Origin of the sequence: Microvirga flocculans ATCC BAA-817 (assembly GCF_000518665.1) — a bacterium.
In the GTDB taxonomy this organism is placed as follows: Bacteria; Pseudomonadota; Alphaproteobacteria; order Rhizobiales; family Beijerinckiaceae; genus Microvirga; species Microvirga flocculans.
This window is the reverse complement of sequence record NZ_JAEA01000006.1, coordinates 229245-248885: the sequence shown is the minus strand read 5'-3', so window position 1 is coordinate 248885 and position 19641 is coordinate 229245. Positions and strand designations below refer to the sequence as shown.

Genomic DNA, 19641 nt, shown 5'->3' with positions numbered 1-19641 from the left:
CTCAAGCTGTCGGAGATATGCGCTAATGCCTGCCCGCCGGGGCGGTTAGCGACCAGGCCGTCCACTGACTGCACAAGGGAAAGATATATGAAGCGTACCGTTTTCGTCGCCAGCCTTCTGGCGCTTGGAGTGACTGCAGCCATCGCCCAGAGCAACGTCGTCGAGCAGCGCCAGGGCCTCATGAAGGAGATGGGTGCGCAGACCCGGCCTCTCGGCGGCATGCTGCGGGGCCAGGAGCCGTTCGATCTCGCCAAGGCGCAGGCCAGCCTCAAGATTCTGGCCGCGAATGCCCAGAAAGCCGCTCCGCTCTTCCCCGAGAGCAGCAAGAGCGCGGACAAGACCGAGGCTCTCCCGACGATCTGGGAAAACAAGGCGAAGTTCGATTCGATCATGACGAAGCTCGGCACGGATGCCCAGACGGCGCTGGCTTCGATCAAGGACGAGGCCTCCCTCAAGGCGGAGCTGCCGAAGGTGCTTCAGAATTGCGGCGCCTGCCACAACGATTTCCGCAAGAAGAATTCGTAAATCCGACGCCGTTCGGGATGGGCGGCCTTAAGGGCCGCCCGTTTCATTTGGAGACGAGGCGATGCGCAAGACGTTCGCGGTGCTGGTGGGGCTCATTCTTCTCGGAGTCATCGGTTTTCTCGCCCTGACATCGCCGTCGGCCTATCGCCTCGTGCGTGGAGAAACCTCGGTTCCCGGCGGGACGCGCACCCCGAACATCGACAACGGGCGTACCCTGTTCTTCGCCGGCGGCTGCACCTCCTGCCACGCCGTGCCCAACCAGGAGGACAAGCTGAGGCTCGGCGGCGGCTATGCCCTGAAGTCTCCCTTCGGCACCTTCCATGTGCCGAACATCTCGCCCCACAGGCAGGACGGCATCGGCTCCTGGAGCACGGCTGATTTCGTCCGCGCCATGCGCGAGGGCGTCTCCCCGGACGGGCGGCACTATTATCCCGCCTTTCCCTATACGTCCTATCAGCGGATGAGCCCCGAGGACCTTTCGGATCTCTTCGCCTTCATGATGACGCTGCCTCCCGTCGAAGGCCGCGCGCCCGATCACGAACTCCCGTTCCCGTTCAATGTCCGGCGCGGGATCGGATTGTGGAAGCTGGCCTTCCTCGATGGAAAGGTTTTCGCCCCCGATGCGTCAAAGCCGGCGAGCCTGAATCGCGGAGCCTATCTGGTGAACGGGCCGGGCCATTGCGCCGAGTGCCACAGCGAGCGCAATGCCGCAGGCGCCCTCATCGAGGAACGCCGCTTCGCAGGCGGCCCCGACCCCGAGGGGAAGGGTGTCGTTCCCAATATTACGCCGCACCAGAGCGGCATCGGCGGCTGGAGCCGGGAGGAGGTGGCGACGCTGCTGAAGACCGGCGAGACGCCGCTGTTCGACACCGTCGGCGGAACCATGGGGGCGGTCGTGGCCAACATGGCCCAATTGCCGGATGCCGACCGTCAGGCCATGGCCGAGTACCTGCTGTCTCTGCCTCAACGGCAGGGATTCAAGAAGCCTGAATAGGCTGGGGATCGTTTGGGGATGGAGTGAGGAAAACCTCAATCCATCACGGCGGCCTTGAGGATGCAGACCATCGTGGCGCGGCCCGGCGCAGTGCCGATGCAGCGCACGGAGTGGGGGCGGTCGCAGCGATAGCGCAGGCTTTCCCCGGCCTTGGCCTGCTGAACGACGCCACCGACCTCGACCTCGAACTCGCCCTCCAGCACCGAAAGGCACTCGACGGAGCCGCGCTGGTGGCTGTCGGAATCCAGCACGCCGCCGGGCTCCGACTGCACGTCGTACCATTGCAGCCATTCGATGGTCTTGAGCCAGCCGATGATGGCCAGGCGCATCTTGCCATCCTCGGAGACGAGGATCGGCGTATCGGCCTTGGACGATTTCTCGATGAAGGGCTCCTCGTCGCCGGAGGCGAGAACCCGCTCGATCGACACGTCGAGCGCCTGGCTCAGTCGCCAGATGGTGGCCAGCGTCGGATTGGTCTCGTTTCGTTCGATCTGGCTGATGATCGACTTGGCGACGCCGGATTGCTCGGCGAGTTCCGACAGGGACAGGTTATAGGCCTTGCGCAGCCGCTGGATGGTCTTCCCCATGTTTCCGGAGAGAACCTGCGCGCCTGTCTCCAGGTCCCGGGTCCGTTCTTTGCCCTCGACGCCCATGACTGCCTCTGTTCTGAAAAAACGTCCGTCCGTTCCTCAAAACGGTTGTGGGGTAATCGCCGAGGCGGGTCAAGCGCTTGGGAGGTCGCAGACTTTTCTTTTCCCCGTCGGTGCGTCTCAGACGCCCGGGCGCTGGGGAGAGGCCTGGAGCTCCTTGGTGCGCAGAAGGCCGAGCCGGTGCTCGCGCCAGACGATGAAGAGGCCTGTCGCGGCCACGATGGCGGCGCCCGTCAGGACCGTCACGGTGGGCAGGTCCCCGAACATGAACCAGCCGAACAGGAGCGCCCAGATCATGGTGGTGTACTCGAAGGGGGCGATCACCGAAGTGTCCGCATAGCGGTAGGACTGGGTCAGAAGGATCTGCCCGATCCCGCCCAGGATGCCGCCCACGACGAAGAGCGCCCAGTCCTTGGCATCCGGCATGTTCCATCCCAGGGCTGCGGTGCAGAGGGAGAGGGCGGATGCGAGGAGAAAGAAGTAGAAGACGATGGCACCGGTCTTCTCGGTCGCCGTCAGGCGGCGTACCTGGATCATGGCGCCCGCGGAACAGAAGGCCCCGGCCAGGGCGCAGAGGGCTCCCAGGGTCGGCCCCGCGGTCAGCCCTCCGGAAAAGGTCTCGAGCCTCAGATAGGGCGAGAGCATGATCAGGACGCCCACGAAGCCCACGGCCACGGCGGTCCAGCGATAGGCGCGGATCTGCTCGTTCAGGAGAAGGGCCGCCAGGATGACCACGATCAGGGGCGAGGCGTAGCCGATGGCGATGGCATCGTGAAGCGGCAGATAGGAAAGAGCGGCAAAGCCGAGATACATGCCGCTGGTGCCGATGAACCCGCGCTTGAAATGCCCGACGACGTTCCTTGTCCTCACCGCATTGATGAGATCCCCCTGCCACCGCAGCCACAGGAGCAGGGGCAGCAGGGCGAAAGCCGAGCGGAAGAAGACGACCTCGCCCACCGGATAGCGGCTCATGAGCGTCTTAAGAGTCGCCGACATCATCGTGAAGACGAGCGCGGACAGGACTTTGAGGGATATCCCCAGGAGCGGTTTCACGGGAGGTGCGGACTGAAAGGAAGCGAGTCGAGGGCTTGAGGGAACGCAGACAACCACGGTGCAGCCTCTGCGTGAAGCCCCAATCGGACCATGACCCCTGCGTCGGGCGCATGAGCTTCCGGCCGAGTGTCACAAAACTGCAAGAGGATCGTCATGGGGACGAGACGCGAATCCTGTTTGGCTTGAGCCTGCAAGCTCGTCGAGGGGATCCATGGCCCAGGACATGAACGCTATTCGGGTGCGGACGCTGTTCCTTTCCGATCTCCATCTCGGCACGAAGGGGTGCCAGGCCGGCGCGCTCCTGGATTTCCTCAAGGCCTACGATGCCGACACCATCTATCTCGTCGGCGACATCGTCGACGGGTGGAAGCTGAAAGCGGGCTGGTACTGGCCCCAGGCGCACAACGACGTGGTGCAGAAGCTGCTGCGCAAGGTGCGCAAGGGCGCGCGCCTCATCTATCTTCCCGGCAACCACGACGAGTTCCTGCGCGACTATATCGGCGTCAATCTGGGCGGCGTGGAACTGGCCGATTATGCCCTGCACGAGGCCGCCGACGGGAAGCGCTATCTGGTGATCCACGGCGATCAGTTCGATCTCGTGGTCAGGCACGCCCGCTGGCTCGCCCTGCTCGGGGATGGCGCCTATTCGACGGCGCTTTTCGTCAACACCTATCTCAACATCCTGCGGCGGCGGCTCGGCCTGACCTATTGGTCCCTCTCGGCCTGGGCCAAGCTGAAGGTCAAGAACGCGGTGAACTACATCGGCAAGTTCGAGGAGCTTCTCGCCGCGGAGGCTCAGCGCCACGCGGCCGACGGCGTGATCTGCGGCCATATCCACCATGCGATCATGCATGACCGGTTCGGGGTCGCGTACGTGAATACGGGCGACTGGGTCGAATCCTGCACGGCCGTCGTCGAGCATTACGACGGCTCCTTCCAGTTGGTCCGCTGGACCGAAGTTCAGCTGGAGAGGGTGAGCGAACCGAGCCTCGACGCCGCCAGGATCAGCGGGAGGGCCGCCTGATGCGCCTGCTGATCGCGACGGATGCCTGGCGGCCCCAGGTGAACGGGGTCGTGCGCTCGCTCGAGCATATGGCGGAGGAGGCGCCGCGCTTCGGAGCCGAGGTCGTGTTCCTGACTCCGGAACGTTTTCGCTCCTTCCCCATGCCGACCTACCCGGAAATCCGCCTGTCCCTTGTCGGGCGGGGCGCTGTGAGCCGCATCCTCGACGAGGTGAAGCCGACCCATGTGCATATCGCGACGGAGGGCCCCATCGGCCTCGCCACCCGCCTGGCCTGCGCCCGGCAGGAGCGGGCCTTCACCACGAGCTATCACACGCGCTTTCCGGAATATGTCGCCGCGCGCACGGCCATTCCCGAGGCCTGGTCCTACAGGGCGCTGAGGCGGTTTCATCGGGGCGCGCGGGCCATGATGGTCAGCACTCCCTCGCTGGAGCGGGAACTGAGCGGTCGCGGCTTCAGGAACATCATGCGCTGGACCCGGGGCGTCGATACCGCCCTGTTCCGGCCGCGCAACGAGCGGGTTCTGGACATGGCGGCCCCGGTGTTCCTCTATGTGGGCCGGGTCGCCGTGGAGAAGAACCTGGAGGCTTTCCTGGGGCTCGATCTTCCCGGCACCAAGGTCGTCGTCGGCGACGGTCCCGCCCGTGCGGCGCTCGAAGGCAAGTATCCCGAAGCCCGCTTTCTGGGGACGCTTTCCGGCGAGGATCTGGCGCGGGTCTATGCGTCGGCGGATGTTTTCGTCTTTCCGAGCCTCACCGATACTTTCGGCATCGTGCTGATCGAAGCACTCGCCTCCGGCCTGCCGATTGCAGCCTTCCCGGTCACGGGCCCTCTGGACGTGGTCGGCTCGTCGGGCTGCGGCGTGCTCAAAGCCGATTTGAGGGAGGCTGCGCTCGAGGCGCTCGCCATTCCGAAAGACAGATGCCGCGCCTATGGCGAAACCTTCACCTGGCAGGAAAGCGCCCGGCAGTTCTTCTCCAATATCGAGACCGCGCACGCAGCGTGTTGACCTGATCCGGCAGGTTCGCTTTCCGCCGATGAACATGTGCTCTCCCACAGGCGGTGCGTGACGTTTGCCGCTTCTTCGGGCATGGTGGCGTCGTCCATCTGTGCCAGGGTTCGATTCCGCTCCTCCATCAGATGCATGCGAAGCGCGTGCTCGCTCACCCTCCGGCTCGCGAGGGCGGCCTGCGCTGCGCTCTTGCTGTTGCGTTCGCTTTTCGATGCCGGAAGACCTCGTGACCGATGCGTCCTATTAGAGCTCTCGAACTTCGCCTGGGTGCGTTGCAGGCTGCCAGCTTCACCAGCCACGGGATGTATCTGCCGTTCTTTCCGCTCTGGCTGCAGAGCAAGGCGGTGCCGCCGACGCTCATAGGGCTCGTGGTCGCCATTCCCATCGTCGTCCGCATCCTGGCGACCGCGCCGCTCCTGAGCCTCGCCGACCGTTCCTTCGGCGCGCGCAGGCTGCTCCTCGTCAGTCATCTGGGCCAGCTCGTCGGCTTTCCCCTGTTCCTGCTCACCGAGAACAACAGCATCGTCATTATCGCTCTCGTCGCCCTCGTCGCCGTCGCGCAATCCTGCGTCATTCCGGGCAACGATCTCGTCTCGACCAATGCGGTTCAGCAATATCCCGGTCTGAACTACGGACGGATCCGCGGCATGGGGTCCGCAGCCTTCTTCGTGACCAATATCGTGGGCGGGTATCTGGTCGGCGCGTTCGGGGCGGATGTGGTGATCCTGGCCCTGACGGCGATCCCGCTTCTCGGGATCGCCGCGACCCTGATCGTGGTGCCGCGCGAGGTTCACGCCTCCTCCGGGCAGGGCGAGGCCGGTGAGGGCCATCCTACGCCGAAGCTGTCGGCGATCCTGTGGCTGGTTCTGATCGCGGGAGCGGCGACCCAGGGCAGTCACGGCGCTCTCAACGCCTTCGCCAGCATCTATTGGCGTTCCATCGGCTTTTCGGATGCGGCCATCGGATATTTCTGGGCGTCGGCGGTGATCGCCGAGATCTTGGTCTTCCTCTTCCTCGGGCGCGCGGTGGGGCGAGGATCGGGCACGGGACTGATCATGATCGGCTCGGCGGCGGCGGTGATCCGTTTCACGGCCATGTCCCTCCAGCCGGGGGCGGAGATCATGGTCGTGCTCCAGGCCATGCACAGCCTCTCCTTCGCTGCGACCCATATCGGCACCATGGCCGCCTTGACGGCCTTGGCGCCGCTGCAGGCGAGGGGACGGGCTCAGGGGATCTACGGTTCCCTGGCCGCCCTGACCATCGCCGTGTCCACCGTCATCAGCGGCCTGATCTACAGCGAGGCCGGAGCGGCGGTCTTCGCAGCGATGGCTCCCTTGGGAGCCATCGGCCTCGTGCTCGCCCTGGCGGTCGCCCAGCTGCAGAAGGCTCAGCCCCAGAGGGCGGGTTCCGGCGGGTAGACGAGGCTGCCCTCGTACTTCAGGCCGGGCTCCCGGTCCCTGGCGAGGAGCAGGGGGCCGTCGAGATCGACGAAGCGCGCGCGGGGGGCGAGCACCAGGGCGGGCGCCATGGCGAGGGACGTGCCGACCATGCAGCCGATCATCAGCGAGAAGCCCTTGGCTTCCGCCGCGTCCGCCAGGGCCAGGGCCTCGGTCAGGCCGCCGGTCTTGTCGAGCTTGATGTTGATGACCTCGTAGAGGCCGACCAGGCGATCGAGGCTGGCCCGGTCGTGCACGCTCTCATCCGCCAGGATCGGCACGGGGCAGGAGATGCGGCTCAAATAGCCGTCCTCCTTTGCGGGCAGGGGCTGCTCCACGAGCGCGTAGCCCGCCTCGGCGCAGGCGGCGAGGTGGCGCTCGATATTCGCTTCCGTCCAGCCTTCGTTCGCGTCCGCGATCAGGGTCGCCTGGGGCGCGGCGCGGCGAACGGCCTTGATCCGTTCGAGATCGCCGTCGGGGGCGCCGAACTTCACCTTGAGAATGGGCCGGTCGGCGGCCCTGGCGGCCGCTCCCGCCATGCCTTCCGGGGTGTCGAGGCTGATCGTGTAGGCCGTGGTCACCGGCGACCAGCGGTTCAGGCCGGCGGTCACGTAAGCCCGGATTCCGGAGCGCTTGGCGTCCAGGTCCCAGAGGGCGCAATCCACGGCGTTCCGTGCCGCGCCCGCCGGCATCAGGGCCTGCAGGGCTTCGCGGGTCAGGCCCGATTCGATCTGGGGGCGGATGGCCTCGATGGCGGCGGCCACACCCTCCACCGTCTCGCCGTAGCGGGGATAGGGCACGCATTCCCCGTGGCCGACGGCTCCATCCTCCCGGATGGTGGCCGTCACCACAACGGCCTCCGTTCGGGAACCGCGCGCGATCGTGAACTTCCCGGCGATGGGGAAACGGTCGATGGAAACGGTAAGCTGACGCATTCTTTGGACTTCTCTTTTCAAGTTCGGCTCGACTTGTGGCTCAACGGCACGCTATCACCAAGCGGAATCAACGCCGAAGGGATCATCGTGGCACAGGGCACCCTGGCTCAAGGGCCGCAAATGACACTCGACCGCGCGGGGCAGGGCACGACGATCCGTCTGGCCGGACCCTGGACGGCGCTGTATGGCCAACGGGTCGAGGCCCTGGTCGCGGAAATCGCCGCGGAAGCCGATCTCTTTCCCGTGGTCTTCGACCTGAGCGAGGTCGACCGGCTCGACACTCTCGGCGCATGGACCCTCGATCGCGCCCGCCACGAGCTCTCGGCCAGGGGACAGGCCGAGTTCGCCAATGCCTCGGCGGAGCAGAAGATCCTTCTCGACGAGGCGGCCTATCGCGATTTCAGCGGGGAGCCGAAGCCGCGGCATTCCCGGGTGGTCGATTTCCTGGTGGATGTCGGCCAGAGCGTCGCCGGGGCCGGCAAGGATCTGGTCGGGGGCGTCGGCTTCCTGGGCGAACTCGTCGCCGCCATGGTGCGGGTGATCGTCCATCCTCGCCGTTTCCGCGGTACCGCGGTGGTGAACCAGCTGGAGCAGATCGCCTACCGGGGCGTGCCGATCATCGTGCTGATCTCCTTCCTGGTGGGCTGCATCGTCTCGCAGCAGGGCATCTTCCAGCTGGTCAAGTTCGGGGCGACACCGTTCGTGATCGACCTGATCGGCATCCTCGTCCTGCGCGAGCTCGGGGTTCTGCTGACCTCCATCATGGTGGCCGGGCGCTCCGGCTCGGCCTTCACCGCCGAGATCGGCTCCATGAAGATGCGGGAGGAGATCGACGCCCTGCGGGTCATGGGGCTCGATCCCATCGAGGTTCTGATCGTCCCGCGCGTTCTCGCGCTGATCATCGGCCTTCCGCTCCTGACCTTCATCGCGTCCGTGGCGGCCCTGGTGGGAGGCGGCCTGACCACCTGGATCTACGGCGACATCAGCCCGGACATCTTCCTCGACCGCCTGAGGTCCGCGATCGGCATGAACACCTTCCTGGTCGGCCTCATCAAGGCGCCCTTCATGGCGGTGGTCATCGGCATCATCGCCACCCTGGAGGGGCTGGCCGTTGCCGGGTCCGCCGAATCGCTCGGGCGCCATGTAACCTCCTCCGTGGTGAAGGCCATCTTCATGGTCATCGTGCTCGACGGCCTTTTCGCCATGTTCTTCGCAGCGATTAACTACTGAGATGATGCTCGAACGTCGCCACCCCGACCCGACCAAGACCCGCGAGCCGATCATCCGCGTCCGCGGCGTCGAGGTCGGCTTCGGGGAAAGAACGATCCTCAAGGGGCTCGATCTCGACGTGTATCGCGGCGAGATCCTGGGTTTCGTGGGCGCTTCCGGCCAGGGCAAGTCGGTCCTGACCCGCGCCATTCTCGGGCTGGTTCCCAAGCGGGCGGGCACCATCGAGGTGCTCGGCCGGAACCTGGACGATCTGTCTCCCGCCGAGCGCCGCCAGATGGAGCGCCACTGGGGCGTTCTGTTCCAGCAGGGTGCGCTTTTTTCCGCGCTCACGGTGAAGCAGAACATCCAGGTGCCGATGCGCGAGTACCTGCACCTCTCGGACCGGCTCCTCGACGAGCTGGCCATGCTCAAGATCGAAATGGTCGGGCTGAAGCCGGATGCCGCCGACAAGCTGCCCTCCGAGCTCTCCGGCGGCATGATCAAGCGCGCGGCCCTGGCGCGCGCGCTCGCCCTCGATCCGGAGATCGTCTTCCTCGACGAGCCGACCTCTGGCCTCGATCCCATCGGCGCCGGCGAATTCGACGACCTTATCGCGACCTTGCAGCGGACTTTAGGGCTGACCGTATTCATGGTAACCCATGACCTCGACAGCCTCTATTCGGTCTGCGACCGGATCGCGGCTTTGGGCGAGGGTAAAATTCTCGCGGAAGGTCCCATCGAGGCGATGCTCGCCTCGGACCATCCGTGGATCCGCTCTTACTTTCACGGGAAACGGGCACGCGCGGTCATGGCCGGCGGCGCGTAAGGGTAACGATGGAAACGCGTGCAAACTACGCCTTGATCGGCCTCTTCACTCTGGCAGTGATCGCAGCCGCCTTCGGCTTCGTCTACTGGTTCTCGGGCGGCGAGCGCGGGCAGGCCCGGCAGAGCATCCGCATCGTGTTTTCCGGTTCGGTCGCCGGTCTCTCGCAAGGGTCGAGCGTGGCCTTCAACGGCCTGCGCGTCGGTGATGTGTCGAGCCTGAGCCTCCTGCCGGAGGATCCTCGCCGGGTGGTGGCCATCGCCTCGATCGACAGCAGGACGCCGATCCGCGCGGACACCCGCGCCCGCCTGGAGTACCAGGGCCTGACCGGCGTTGCGAACGTGGCGCTGTCGGGCGGCGAGCCGGGCGCTCCGCCGCTGGCGGCGGGGCCCGGCCAGCCCATGCCAACGATCTTCGCCGACCGGTCGGACTTCCAGGACCTCATGGAAACGGCCCGCAACATCGCCCGCCGGGCCGATGACGTGCTGGAGAAGATCGGCCGCGTGATCACCGACAACGAGGCTTCGGTCAACCGCACCGTCCAGAATGTGGAGCGCTTCTCCCAGGCCTTGGGCGAGAATGCGGACGGCATCGACCGCTTCCTGGCCCAGGTGGGGCAGGCGGCCGAAAAGGTCGGGCCCCTGGCCGAGAAGCTCGAAACCCTGGCGACCAACGTGGACGAGGTGGTGCGCGCCGTCGACCGGCAGCGGGTGGCCCGCATCGTCGAGAACGTCGACAACTTCACTCAGGCGCTCGGCGAGAACGGCCAGGCCGTGAGCGAGGCTCTGAAAGACGCCGCCAGCCTCGTCGGCCGCCTGAACGAGACGGCGCCGAAGCTCGATTCCGCCGTGGCCGAGATCGCCGCGCTCACCAAGTCGATTGACCCGGCCAAGATCAGCCGCACGGTCGACAATGTCGACACCTTCACCCAGACCCTGAGCCGCCGCAGCCCCGACGTGGACAAGGCGATTCAGGAGGCGCGCTCGATCACGGAGAAGCTCAACAAGTCGGCGGACCGGATCGACAGCGTGCTGGCGGGAGCAGAGAAGTTCCTCGGCTCGGCCTCCGGCGAGGCCGGCAAGGGCGCTTTCGACGAGATTCGCGCTGCCGCCGTGGCCGTGCGCGACCTCGCCAACGATCTCAACCGGCGGACCGAAGGGGTTCTCACGGGTGTCAACCGGTTCACGGAATCGGGTCTGCGCGAATACGAGGCTCTCGCCGTCGAAGGCCGCAGGACGCTCGGCGACATCAGCCGCGCAGTCCGCAGCATCGAGCGTAATCCACAGCAGTTTCTTTTCGGTAGCCGTCCGAACCTCCCTGAGTATAGTGGTCGCCGTTAAGTAACCTCCATGCGTGGATCCTCCGTGTTGCATCCCCCGACCGATCGAGCCTGCCTGCTCCGGCGCTTCATTCCGGTGCTGGTTCTGGCTGCCTTGACCGGCGCCTGCTCGTCGGGGCCCGCTCCGGCGACCTATGACCTGTCGGCGCCTGTCTCCCGTATCCGGGGCGCTTCCGGCGTTCAGGTGCTGGTGAACGAACCTGCTGCCCTGCAGCAGCTCTCGACGCAGCAGATCCTCGTCAAGGATGCGAGCGGCTCCGTGTCGTTCATCGGGGGAGGGCAGTGGGCCGACAACCTGCCGCGCCTGATCCAGACGCGACTCATCAACACCTTCGAGAACGCCTCGCAGATCCGGGGCGTTTCGCGGCCGAGCAGCGGTGCGGTGGCCGACGTTCAACTCGTCTCCGAGCTGCGCCGGTTCGAAATCGCAACGCCCGAGAACGAGGCCGTGGTCGAGATTTCCGTCAAGATCGTCGCCGACCAGAACGGTCGCATCGTGAGCGGCCGTATCTTCCGCGCGGGCGTCCCGGCCAGCGCCGTCGATGCGCCGAACGCGGCCCGCGCCCTCGACGAGGCCCTTTCCGTCGTCATGCTCGACATCGTGCGCTGGGTCAGCGGCAGTCGTCTGCCCCGGCGGGAAGACCCCGGCATGGCGATGAGCGAGCCGCAGGCGCCGGCTTAAGACGCGCTCGTTCCGGTTGGGTGACTGGTTTCATGCCTGGGCTCGCCCCGGGCATTTTTATTGTCGCTCCGACATCGCCGCTGTCATTGCGGTGGCGCTCATGCGAGCCGCCCCGGAATGGCCGTGCGGTGCCATAACAAAAAACGCGGCCCGGAGGCCGCGTCTTTCATGTCTTGCGTGAAGACTATTCCGCTCAGTCGAAGCGGCCGCTCGCATGGGCCAGCATGGTGTAGACCTTGCCGGTTTCCGAGGTGAGGTAGGTCTTCGTCAGCATGGAGTCGCGGTCGTCGCGGGAGACTTCGGCGAGCAGGCGCTCGAACTCTTCCACATAGCGATCCACGGTCTGACGGAACTCCTCGTCCCGGCGGTACTTGCGACGGATCTCGTCGAAGGTCTGCTGGCCCTGCAGCGTGTAGAGGCGACGGGTGAACACGTTGCTCTCGCCACGGCGGTAGCGATCCCAGAGCTCCACTGCGGCCTCGTGATCGATCATCCGCGCGATGTCGACGGAGATGGAGTCCAGAGACTCGAGGCTGTTGACGCGGGCGCGGTCTCCGCGAGCCGTGCCGCGGGCGGCTTCGGCCGTCTCCTCGCGGGAGGCGCGGTTCAGGAGATCCGACAGCCAGCCGCCCCGGGCGCCGGCCTCGCGGGCAGGGGCCTCGTCCCGGCGGGGAGCCGGACGCTCGGCTGCCGGGGAAGCCTGCCGCGCGGGGGCAGGAGATGGAACGGGAGCCTGCGCCGGAGCCGGCTTGGGTTCCGCCTGGCGTGCGACCGCCGGAGCGGGGGCCGGGGCCGGGGCGGGCGTCTGGGCGATGCGCTGCTCGACCGCGGCGGCGACGGCCGCCATGGTCGCGGCGACAGGGGTCTCGTTGACGGCAGCCTTGCGCGGCTGGGCGGCGGGAGCCGCGTCCACGAGACGGTTCGAACGGGACACCAGGGCCGACAGCTCGTTGAGGGCCTTGATCTGGTCGGCGACGACGCGGCGCATGTTGGCGGTCGTTTCCTGCGTCTCCTGCGGCAGCTCGACGACACCGCGGCGCAGCTCCGCGCGGGTGGTCTCCAGCTCGCGCTGGATCTGGCCCGTCATGCCGCGGAGTTCGCCCATGGCGTCGCGGAACTTCGCGGTGGCGCTGGCGAGAGCCTCGGCCATTTCGGCCGTCGCCTGCTCGTAATTCGCGCGCAGGGCCGCAGCGGTGCGCTCGCTCTCCTCGCCGGTGGTGGTGCGGATGCGTTCGAACTGCTCGCCAATGGCGCTCGTGGTGGTCTCGGCCGCGGAGGCGAGGACCGAGCCGATCTGGCGCGCCTTGGTCTCGGCGTTCTGCAGGGAGGCCTCCAGCACCGTCGTGAACGAGCGGGTGACGGCTTCAAGATCCTGCGAGCGGTCGTTGATCCGGGTGAGAAGCTCGTCCAGAGCCTGCTGGCGGCTGGAGAGGGCTTCGCTCATGCGGGCTTCGACGCGCTCCAGGGCGGTCGCGGCCTCGGTGAGGGCCCGCATCTGCTCTCCGGTGGTGTCGGAGAGGGCGCGGCCGCGCGCCTCGAGGCTCTGCGCGAGTTCCAGGGCCTGCTGGATCGCGCCGGACGAAACGCTGCGCAGGGCATCGACCTGATCGGCCACCTGGTCGGACGCGCGGCCCGTCTGTGTGGCGATCTCCGAAAGGAGGGATTCGATGTGCTGCACGCGTCCGGCGAGCCCGTCCTCGACGGCGCCGAGATTGCTGCTGGCGGAGGCCGCAACCTGCTGGAGCATGCCGTTGGCGTCCTGGAGCCGCTCGAGAACCTCGGTGAGCTCGCCCCGCAGGCGCTCGTTGGCGCCCGTGAGGGCCTCCACCGTCTGCTCCATGCCTTCATCGAGCGCGCTGCGCACGGCCTGCGTCGACTGCATGTAGGAGGCGGTGAGCTCCATCGTGCGCTGCTGCAGCGCGGAGAGCATGGTGCTGCTGCGGTCCTGCAGGCTTTCGATGACCGTGTTGCTGCGCTCCTCGAGCGTGCGCAGGGTGGTCTCGCTGATGGCGGCGACCTCGCGGCCGATGAACTCGCTGCGATTGCCGAGAGTCTCGACCAGAGACGCGCCATCGCTCTCGAAGATCGAACGGATCTCGCCGATGCGGGTGGTGAGGGAGCCGAGAATGGCCTGGCCGCTCTCGTCGATGGTCTCGGCAACGCCCGTCAGGCGGTTGACGACCCGATCCTCGAGAATCGTCACGCTCTGGTTGAGGGCGGCGGCGAGCTCGGCGGTGCGGCTGCCCAGGGTGGAGGCGATCTCCTCCGCGCGGGTTCCGAGGGTCTGGTTGATCTCGAAGACGCGGGTGCCCAGGTTCTCCGAGATCTCGTCGGCGCGACTGCCGAGGGCTTCGTTGATGGAGGCGAGGCGGCTGTCGAGGGACTGGCCGATCTGCTCGGCCTTGGAGGCCAGGGTGTCGGCGATGGCGTTGGTCTTGGCCGTGATCGACTGGCTGATCTCGTCGACGCGCGCCTGAAGCGCGGTCGCCACGTCGCGTCCGCCTTCGGCCATCACGCGGGCCATCTCGCCGGTGCGGACGACGAGCGCCTCGTTGAGGGCCGTGGACCGGGCGCCGAGGACGCTGTCCACCCGCTCGACGATGGTGTCGAAGTTGACGGTGATCTCGCTCGTGCGGCGCGAGGCGTGCTCTTCGAGGGCCGAAAGCTGGCTCTCGATGGCGGCGGTCGCCTCACGGGCGCGCTCGGCGAAGGATTCCGCGATCGTGCGGCCCTGCACGGTGATCAGGCGGTCCATCTCCTCGAGGCGGCCGGTGATCGTTTCCGTCAGGCTGCCCACGTCGCGGGAAATGCGCTCGGCCACTTCGCTGCCGCGGTTGGTGACGTCCTCGAGAGCCGCAACGCGGGCGCCGAGGGTTTCCTCCATCTCGCGGGTGCGGCTGTCGACGGTGCTCGACAGGGTTTCCGCCGTGCGGTTGAGAGCCTCGTTGACGCGCGAGCCCTGCGACGCGATGGCGAGAACGATGTCCTTGGCGGTGCTGGCGAGGCGGTTCTGTGCCTCGTCGGTATGGCGGGAGAGGGTCTCCGAGAATTCCTGGCCGCGGCTTTCGAAGGCGGTGCGGAACTCCTCGACATGGCCGCCCATGAGGCTCGAGAGACGCTCGCCCGTTTCGGTGAGGCGGTTCTCAAGGGCCTGGCCCTGGACGGTGACGGATTCGCTGACGCGCTGGCTCGCCGTTTCGAGGCGGTTCGCGAGATCCTCGACGCGGGTGCCGATGGACTCGTCGGCCAGACGTACGGCGCTTTCGAGCTGCTCGCGCACCTCGCCGCCGCGCTGGCTGATCTCGCGGGTGACGTCGGCCGCCGTCGCAGCCAGGCGCTCGCGGAACTCGTTGCCGCGCTGGACGATCTCGTCGACGACGCCTGTGCCCGTGCTGGCGAGCTGCTCGCGCAGCGTGCTGCCGCGGGTCGACATTTCCTCGATGAGGGAGCCGGCGGTGAGGGCGAATTCCTCGCGCAGGCTGCCGCTGCTGGCGGAGAGCTGCTGAACGAGGGAAGCCCCCGTCTCGGACAGCTGCTCGCGAACCTGCGTGCCGCGGGTCACGAGCTCCTCGCTCACGGACGCGCCGGCCGCCGCGATCTGATCGCGCATTTCGGCGGTGCGGGCCGAGATGTCGTCGGCGATCACGCCGCCGGTCGCTGCCAGCTTCTCGGTGATCTCGCTGCCGCGTTGGGCGAAGCTGTCTTCCAGGCTGCGGGCCGTCTGTTCGAAGGCCTCGCGCACGTCGTTGCCCTGCTGGGCGAGGGCGTCGATGACGCCGCGGCCGGTTTCGGCAAGCGTGCGGGTGACCTGGCTCGCGCCTTCCTGCAGGTGGCGGGTCAGGAGGTCGCCGGTGCGCTCGAATGCGCCGGTGATGTCCTGCGCCTTGCTCTCGAGGGCGCCCGTGATGGCCACGCCGACTTCCGAGATGCCGTTCTTGATCTCTTCGCTGGAGCCCGCGAGGCGCTCGACCAGCTCGACGCCGCGGCTCGCCATCTCTTCGACGACGCGCTCGCCGGCGCGGCCGAGGGCCTGGGTGATGTGATCGCCCTGCTTCTCGAGCGAGGCGGTGACCTTGTCGCCCGCGCCGCTGACGGCGGAGACGACGCGCTCGCTGGCGCCGTCCAGATCCTGGATCAGGCTCTGGTGCACGCCGGTGATGGAGCCGCGCACGCGCTCGGCGTTGGAGACGATGGCTTCGCGCTGGGCCACCAGCTCGTCGATGAGGGAGCGGATGCGGATCTCGTTGTCGGAATAGGCGCGCTCAAGGGTCGAAATCTCGCTGCGCACGAGGGTTTCGAGCTCACCGGCGCGGGCCAGGGCCCGCTCGACGCCGTCGCCGACGGCTGCGACTTCACGGCGCACTGCCTGCGAGACGGAGAGAACCGCGTCGGTGGAGAAGTTCTCGGGCTGGGCCAGGCGGACGGCGACCTCGCCGACGGCGCGGGCCACCATCTTCATCTCCTGCGAGCGGACGGTCAGCATCGCGGCGATGAAGAACAGGAAGATGGGACCGACGAGCCCCACGGCGCCGAGCGCCAGCTGGGAGGGCGAGAAGGCCGCGAGCAGCTGCTCAGGGGCGGTGAAGCCCTGGGAATAGAAGAAGGCCCCGATGCCGCCGAGCCAGAGCAGGGAGGCGAGGGCGGCCATCACATAGGCGCCGCGCGAGGGGCGGACCTGGAGCGCCTGCAGCATCACGCCGACATTCTGGCGGTCATCGTTGGCGACGGAGTTCCGGTCGGGGGGCATGAAGCCCGCGCGGGCCATGTCGTCGAGCCGGGGATCGTGGTCGTCCGCCTGGGCGGAGAGGGAGTCGGAGCCGAGACCGAAGGGGCCCTTGGTGAAATCGTGGTCGTCGATGTCCGGCAGCTTGGGCTCGTCGGCAAAAGCCTTGTCTCCCGGCTGCGACGGCGTGTGGATCACGAATGTTTCGTCAAGGTTGAGCGCCTGCTCGACAGCCGAAAGGGCTGCCTCAGCCGGGTCCTTCATCTTCTTGTTCTCGGTCGCCATGATCCGCCCTCGTGACGCAACTGATGATGGTTGAAGCCGCATTCGAACCACGAAAAGCAAGGTGAATGCATGACCTCAACCGGTGCGGATTAACCATTACAGGCGCTTCCGCACGGTAATCTGTCATTTACCAAGCAAGTCTAGCGGCCGATCTGAAACAAGGAAACCCGATGTCCCCTGTCACTTGCGAACGTCGTTAACGGCTTAGTAACCTGCTGTACCGGGCAAATTGCGGCGAAAAAACGGCGTGTTTCGCGCGCCTCTCTCGTCTTTCCGGATCGTCTATCATAAGTAAGGGCCGAAAGCAGAGGTCCGCAATGATCAAGATCACATTCATCGATGCCGAAGGGACAGCCCGCACCGTCGAGGCGGAGGAGGGCTCGACCGTCATGGAGACCGCCATCCGCAACGGCATTCCCGGCATCGAGGCCGAATGCGGCGGTGCCTGTTCCTGCGCCACCTGTCATGTCTATGTCGCGGAAGAGTGGGAGGCGGCGACCGGCCAGCCCCAGCCGATGGAGGAGGACATGCTCGATTTCGCCTATGACGTGCGCCCCAATTCGCGCCTGTCCTGTCAGATCCGGGTCCGGCCCGAGCTCGACGGGCTGGTCGTCCATACCCCCATCCGCCAAGGCTGAACCGGAGGCAAAGCCATGTTCAAGACGATTCTCGTTCCCGTCGACCTGGGTGAAGTCGAAGCCGCGAGGCCGGCCATCGACAAGGCCGTCGAGCTTGCGACCAGCTCGGGCGGCTCCCTGCGGCTGATCTATGTGCGCGCTATCGTGCCGGTGACCTACATGGAGTTCATGCCTCCGGCCTTCGACCAGGAGCAGCAGAGCGAGGCGGAAGCGAAGCTTGCCGATGTCGCGGCGGGAGTCGGTCTGCCGTCCGATCGCGTCTCGGCCGTAGTCCGTCTCGGCTCGGTCTATGCCGAGGTTCTCGACGAGGCCGAGAAGACCGGCGCGGACCTGATCGTGGTGGGATCGCACCGGCCGACCATGGCGACCTATCTGCTCGGCTCCAACGCCGCCACCATCGTGCGCCACGCCAAGTCCTCCGTCCTGGTCGTGCGGGCCTAAGCGGACCCGGCGCATCCGGAGGAGGGTCAGGGCGCCTTGGGCAGCAGCTCCTCCGGCAGCGCATCCGAGCTGAAGGGGCGGGGCTTGTTGAGCCTGACCATCGGCTCGATCTGCCACACGCCGACCACGACGAAGAGCGCTCCCAGAAGGGCGACGGCGGTCGCCCCCATCTGCAACGCCTGCCAGATCAGGTAAGCCATGGCGAGAAGCGAGGCGATGGCCAGGGCCGAGGTGGGCAGCCACAAGGCCCAGGGCTTTCCCGCCACGAAGGTCGCGCCCGGATTGGCGCGGGCGATGGCATCGCACAGGGTCTGAGCGAAGGCGCGGTATTCGCGCGTCATTTCCTGCGCCTCCACGAGGCTCTTCCAGTTGAGCGAGCTGAAGGTGAAGGACTTGCCGTCCTTCATGACCACCTTCGTGCGGAAGGCCTTCATCGCCAGCCGTCCCGGCTCGTAGGTCATGCGCACGCTGTCCACGGCGCCGAGCCGGACCTCGTGCACCTTGCGGCCGGAATCCACCGTGAGCCTGTCGCCCTTGAGAGTGAAGGAGATCGGGCTGCCAAAGGGGCGCGGGCTATGGGTGTAGCTCTGGGTCATGCGGCTTCTTATCCGGGCCTCGTCTGTTCGGCAAACCCGTTCCCCATGGCCGGATGATGCCTATCGCACCAGCTCGCGCATCGCGTGGTCGATCCCTTCGAGGTTGAGCGGATACATGCGCTCGCCGAAGAGCTGGCGGACCAGGCCGATGGAGTGGGTATAGCCCCAATGGGACTGGGGCACCGGGTTCAGCCATACCGCCTTCGGGAAGTGGTCCAGGAGACGCCTGATCCAGACCTGCCCGGCCTCCTCGTTCCAATGCTCCACGGAGCCGCCGGGATGGGTGATCTCGTAGGGGCTCATGGAGGCATCGCCCACGAAGACCGCCCGGTAATCGGAGCCATAGGTGCGGATCACGTCGGCGGTGGGGATCTTCTCGTCGAATCGCCGGCGATTTTCCTTCCACAGGCTCTCGTAGACGCAGTTGTGGAAATAGAAGTGCTCGAAATGCTTGAATTCGAGCCGTGCCGCCGAGAACAGCTCCTCGGCGATCTCGATGTGCCAGTCCATCGAGCCGCCCACGTCGAGGAAGAGCAGCACCTTCACCGCATTGCGGCGCTCGGGGCGCAGGCGCACGTCGAGATAGCCCTTGTGGGCGGTCTCGTGGATCGTCTCGTCGAGATCGAGCTCTTCGGCTGAGCCGGTGCGGGCGAATCGGCGCAGGCGCCGTAGGGCCACGCGCATGTTGCGCACGCCGAGTTCCACGCTGTCGTCGAAATCCTTGAACTCGCGCTTGTCCCACACCTTCACGGCACTGAAGTTGCGGTTCGTGTCCTGGCCGATGCGGATGCCTTCCGGATTATAGCCGTAGGCGCCGTAGGGCGAGGTGCCGGCGGTGCCGATCCATTTGTTGCCGCCCTGGTGGCGGCCCTTCTGTTCCTCCAGCCGCTTCCTGAGGTTTTCCCAGAGCTTGTCCCAGCCCATGGCCTCGATCTGGCGCTTTTCCTCATCGGTGAGGTAGCGCTCTGCGAGCTTGCGCAGCCATTCCTCGGGGATCCCGGTCTCGTTTGCCGCCTCGCCCATGCTCGCGATGCCCTTGAACACATGGGCGAAGACACGATCGAAGCGGTCGAAGTGGCGCTCGTCCTTCACCAGGCAGGTGCGAGAGAGATAGTAGAACTCCTCCACGCTCTTGTCGGCGAGATCCCGGTCGAGTGCCTCCAGCAGGGCCAGATATTCCCTGAAGGACACCGGGACCTTGGCCGCGCGCAGCTCTGTGAAGAAGGTCAAGAACATCGGGTCAGTGTCCGGCAACGCGCGCGAAGGTCAAGGGGCCGG

General features: G+C 66.5%; 17 protein-coding genes. 11 read left to right on the top strand and 6 right to left on the bottom strand.

The window, feature by feature from the left end; genetic code table 11:
• The first annotated feature begins 87 nt into the window (after positions 1 to 87).
• Positions 88 to 525 (top strand): c-type cytochrome, encoded by a 438-nt coding sequence (locus tag L879_RS0108070; RefSeq protein ID WP_027315648.1) that lies wholly within the window; start codon positions 88 to 90, stop codon positions 523 to 525.
• A gap of 61 nt (positions 526 to 586) precedes the next feature.
• Positions 587 to 1519 (top strand): c-type cytochrome, encoded by a 933-nt coding sequence (locus L879_RS0108065; RefSeq protein WP_027315647.1) that lies wholly within the window; start codon positions 587 to 589, stop codon positions 1517 to 1519.
• Between the two features lie 35 nt (positions 1520 to 1554).
• On the opposite strand, the gene L879_RS0108060 is transcribed toward L879_RS0108065, so the two are convergent.
• Together L879_RS0108060 and L879_RS0108055 are read right to left on the bottom strand one after the other, a co-directional pair.
• Complete coding sequence (locus tag L879_RS0108060; RefSeq protein ID WP_027315646.1) at positions 1555 to 2172, bottom strand: helix-turn-helix domain-containing protein; 618 nt, start codon at positions 2170 to 2172, stop codon at positions 1555 to 1557.
• Positions 2173 to 2289: 117 nt separating this feature from the next.
• Complete coding sequence (locus L879_RS0108055; protein ID WP_084020826.1) at positions 2290 to 3222, bottom strand: DMT family transporter; 933 nt, start codon at positions 3220 to 3222, stop codon at positions 2290 to 2292.
• 211 nt (positions 3223 to 3433) lie between these two features.
• Here L879_RS0108055 and L879_RS0108050 point away from each other — a divergent pair, with 211 nt between their 5' ends.
• From L879_RS0108050 to L879_RS0108040, 3 genes are all read left to right on the top strand, one after another.
• On the top strand, positions 3434 to 4246 hold the full coding sequence (locus L879_RS0108050; RefSeq protein WP_027315644.1) for a UDP-2,3-diacylglucosamine diphosphatase: 813 nt from the start codon (positions 3434 to 3436) through the stop codon (positions 4244 to 4246).
• Positions 4246 to 5253: a glycosyltransferase family 4 protein gene (locus L879_RS0108045; RefSeq protein ID WP_027315643.1), complete on the top strand. Its 1008-nt coding sequence runs from the start codon at positions 4246 to 4248 to the stop codon at positions 5251 to 5253. Before L879_RS0108050 ends, L879_RS0108045 begins: the two co-directional genes overlap by 1 nt.
• 236 nt (positions 5254 to 5489) lie before the next feature.
• Entirely contained in the window at positions 5490 to 6674 is a 1185-nt protein-coding gene (locus tag L879_RS0108040) for an MFS transporter (protein ID WP_084020824.1), read from the top strand.
• Here the strand turns inward: L879_RS0108040 and dgcA are convergent.
• Positions 6644 to 7627, bottom strand: a complete 984-nt coding sequence (gene dgcA, locus L879_RS0108035) for an N-acetyl-D-Glu racemase DgcA (protein WP_027315641.1) — start codon at positions 7625 to 7627, stop codon at positions 6644 to 6646. The genes L879_RS0108040 and dgcA overlap by 31 nt on opposite strands.
• A 120-nt stretch (positions 7628 to 7747) precedes the next feature.
• Here dgcA and L879_RS0108030 point away from each other — a divergent pair, with 120 nt between their 5' ends.
• The 4 genes from L879_RS0108030 to L879_RS20970 are packed head-to-tail and all read left to right on the top strand — an operon-like array spanning position 7748 to position 11680.
• A complete protein-coding gene (locus tag L879_RS0108030; protein ID WP_035458993.1) occupies positions 7748 to 8857 on the top strand; it encodes an MlaE family ABC transporter permease in 1110 nt (369 codons plus the stop codon).
• A gap of 4 nt (positions 8858 to 8861) precedes the next feature.
• Positions 8862 to 9662 carry an ABC transporter ATP-binding protein gene (locus L879_RS0108025; protein ID WP_027315639.1) on the top strand — a complete coding sequence of 267 codons (801 nt, stop codon included), beginning with the start codon at positions 8862 to 8864 and terminating at the stop codon, positions 9660 to 9662.
• Positions 9663 to 9670: 8 nt separating this feature from the next.
• The gene (locus L879_RS0108020) at positions 9671 to 10999 is read left to right on the top strand and encodes an MlaD family protein (protein WP_027315638.1); all 1329 of its coding nucleotides are present in this window, start codon (positions 9671 to 9673) and stop codon (positions 10997 to 10999) included.
• Positions 11000 to 11023: 24 nt separating this feature from the next.
• Complete coding sequence (locus L879_RS20970) at positions 11024 to 11680, top strand: ABC-type transport auxiliary lipoprotein family protein (RefSeq protein WP_245265187.1); 657 nt, start codon at positions 11024 to 11026, stop codon at positions 11678 to 11680.
• A gap of 193 nt (positions 11681 to 11873) precedes the next feature.
• On the opposite strand, the gene L879_RS0108010 is transcribed toward L879_RS20970, so the two are convergent.
• Positions 11874 to 16688 carry an apolipoprotein A-IV repeat region-like domain-containing protein gene (locus L879_RS0108010; protein ID WP_027315637.1) on the bottom strand — a complete coding sequence of 1605 codons (4815 nt, stop codon included), beginning with the start codon at positions 16686 to 16688 and terminating at the stop codon, positions 11874 to 11876.
• A gap of 317 nt (positions 16689 to 17005) precedes the next feature.
• Between L879_RS0108010 and L879_RS0108005 the strand changes: the two genes are divergently transcribed.
• Both L879_RS0108005 and L879_RS0108000 read left to right on the top strand, forming a co-directional pair.
• Entirely contained in the window at positions 17006 to 17326 is a 321-nt protein-coding gene (locus tag L879_RS0108005) for a 2Fe-2S iron-sulfur cluster-binding protein (RefSeq protein ID WP_027315636.1), read from the top strand.
• Between the two features lie 15 nt (positions 17327 to 17341).
• Positions 17342 to 17767, top strand: coding sequence for a universal stress protein (locus L879_RS0108000; protein ID WP_027315635.1), 426 nt, complete (start codon positions 17342 to 17344; stop codon positions 17765 to 17767).
• Between the two features lie 26 nt (positions 17768 to 17793).
• On the opposite strand, the gene L879_RS0107995 is transcribed toward L879_RS0108000, so the two are convergent.
• Together L879_RS0107995 and L879_RS0107990 are read right to left on the bottom strand one after the other, a co-directional pair.
• Positions 17794 to 18363, bottom strand: coding sequence for a hypothetical protein (locus L879_RS0107995; protein WP_027315634.1), 570 nt, complete (start codon positions 18361 to 18363; stop codon positions 17794 to 17796).
• A gap of 60 nt (positions 18364 to 18423) precedes the next feature.
• Complete coding sequence (locus L879_RS0107990; RefSeq protein WP_027315633.1) at positions 18424 to 19599, bottom strand: vWA domain-containing protein; 1176 nt, start codon at positions 19597 to 19599, stop codon at positions 18424 to 18426.
• Positions 19600 to 19641 lie beyond the last annotated feature (42 nt).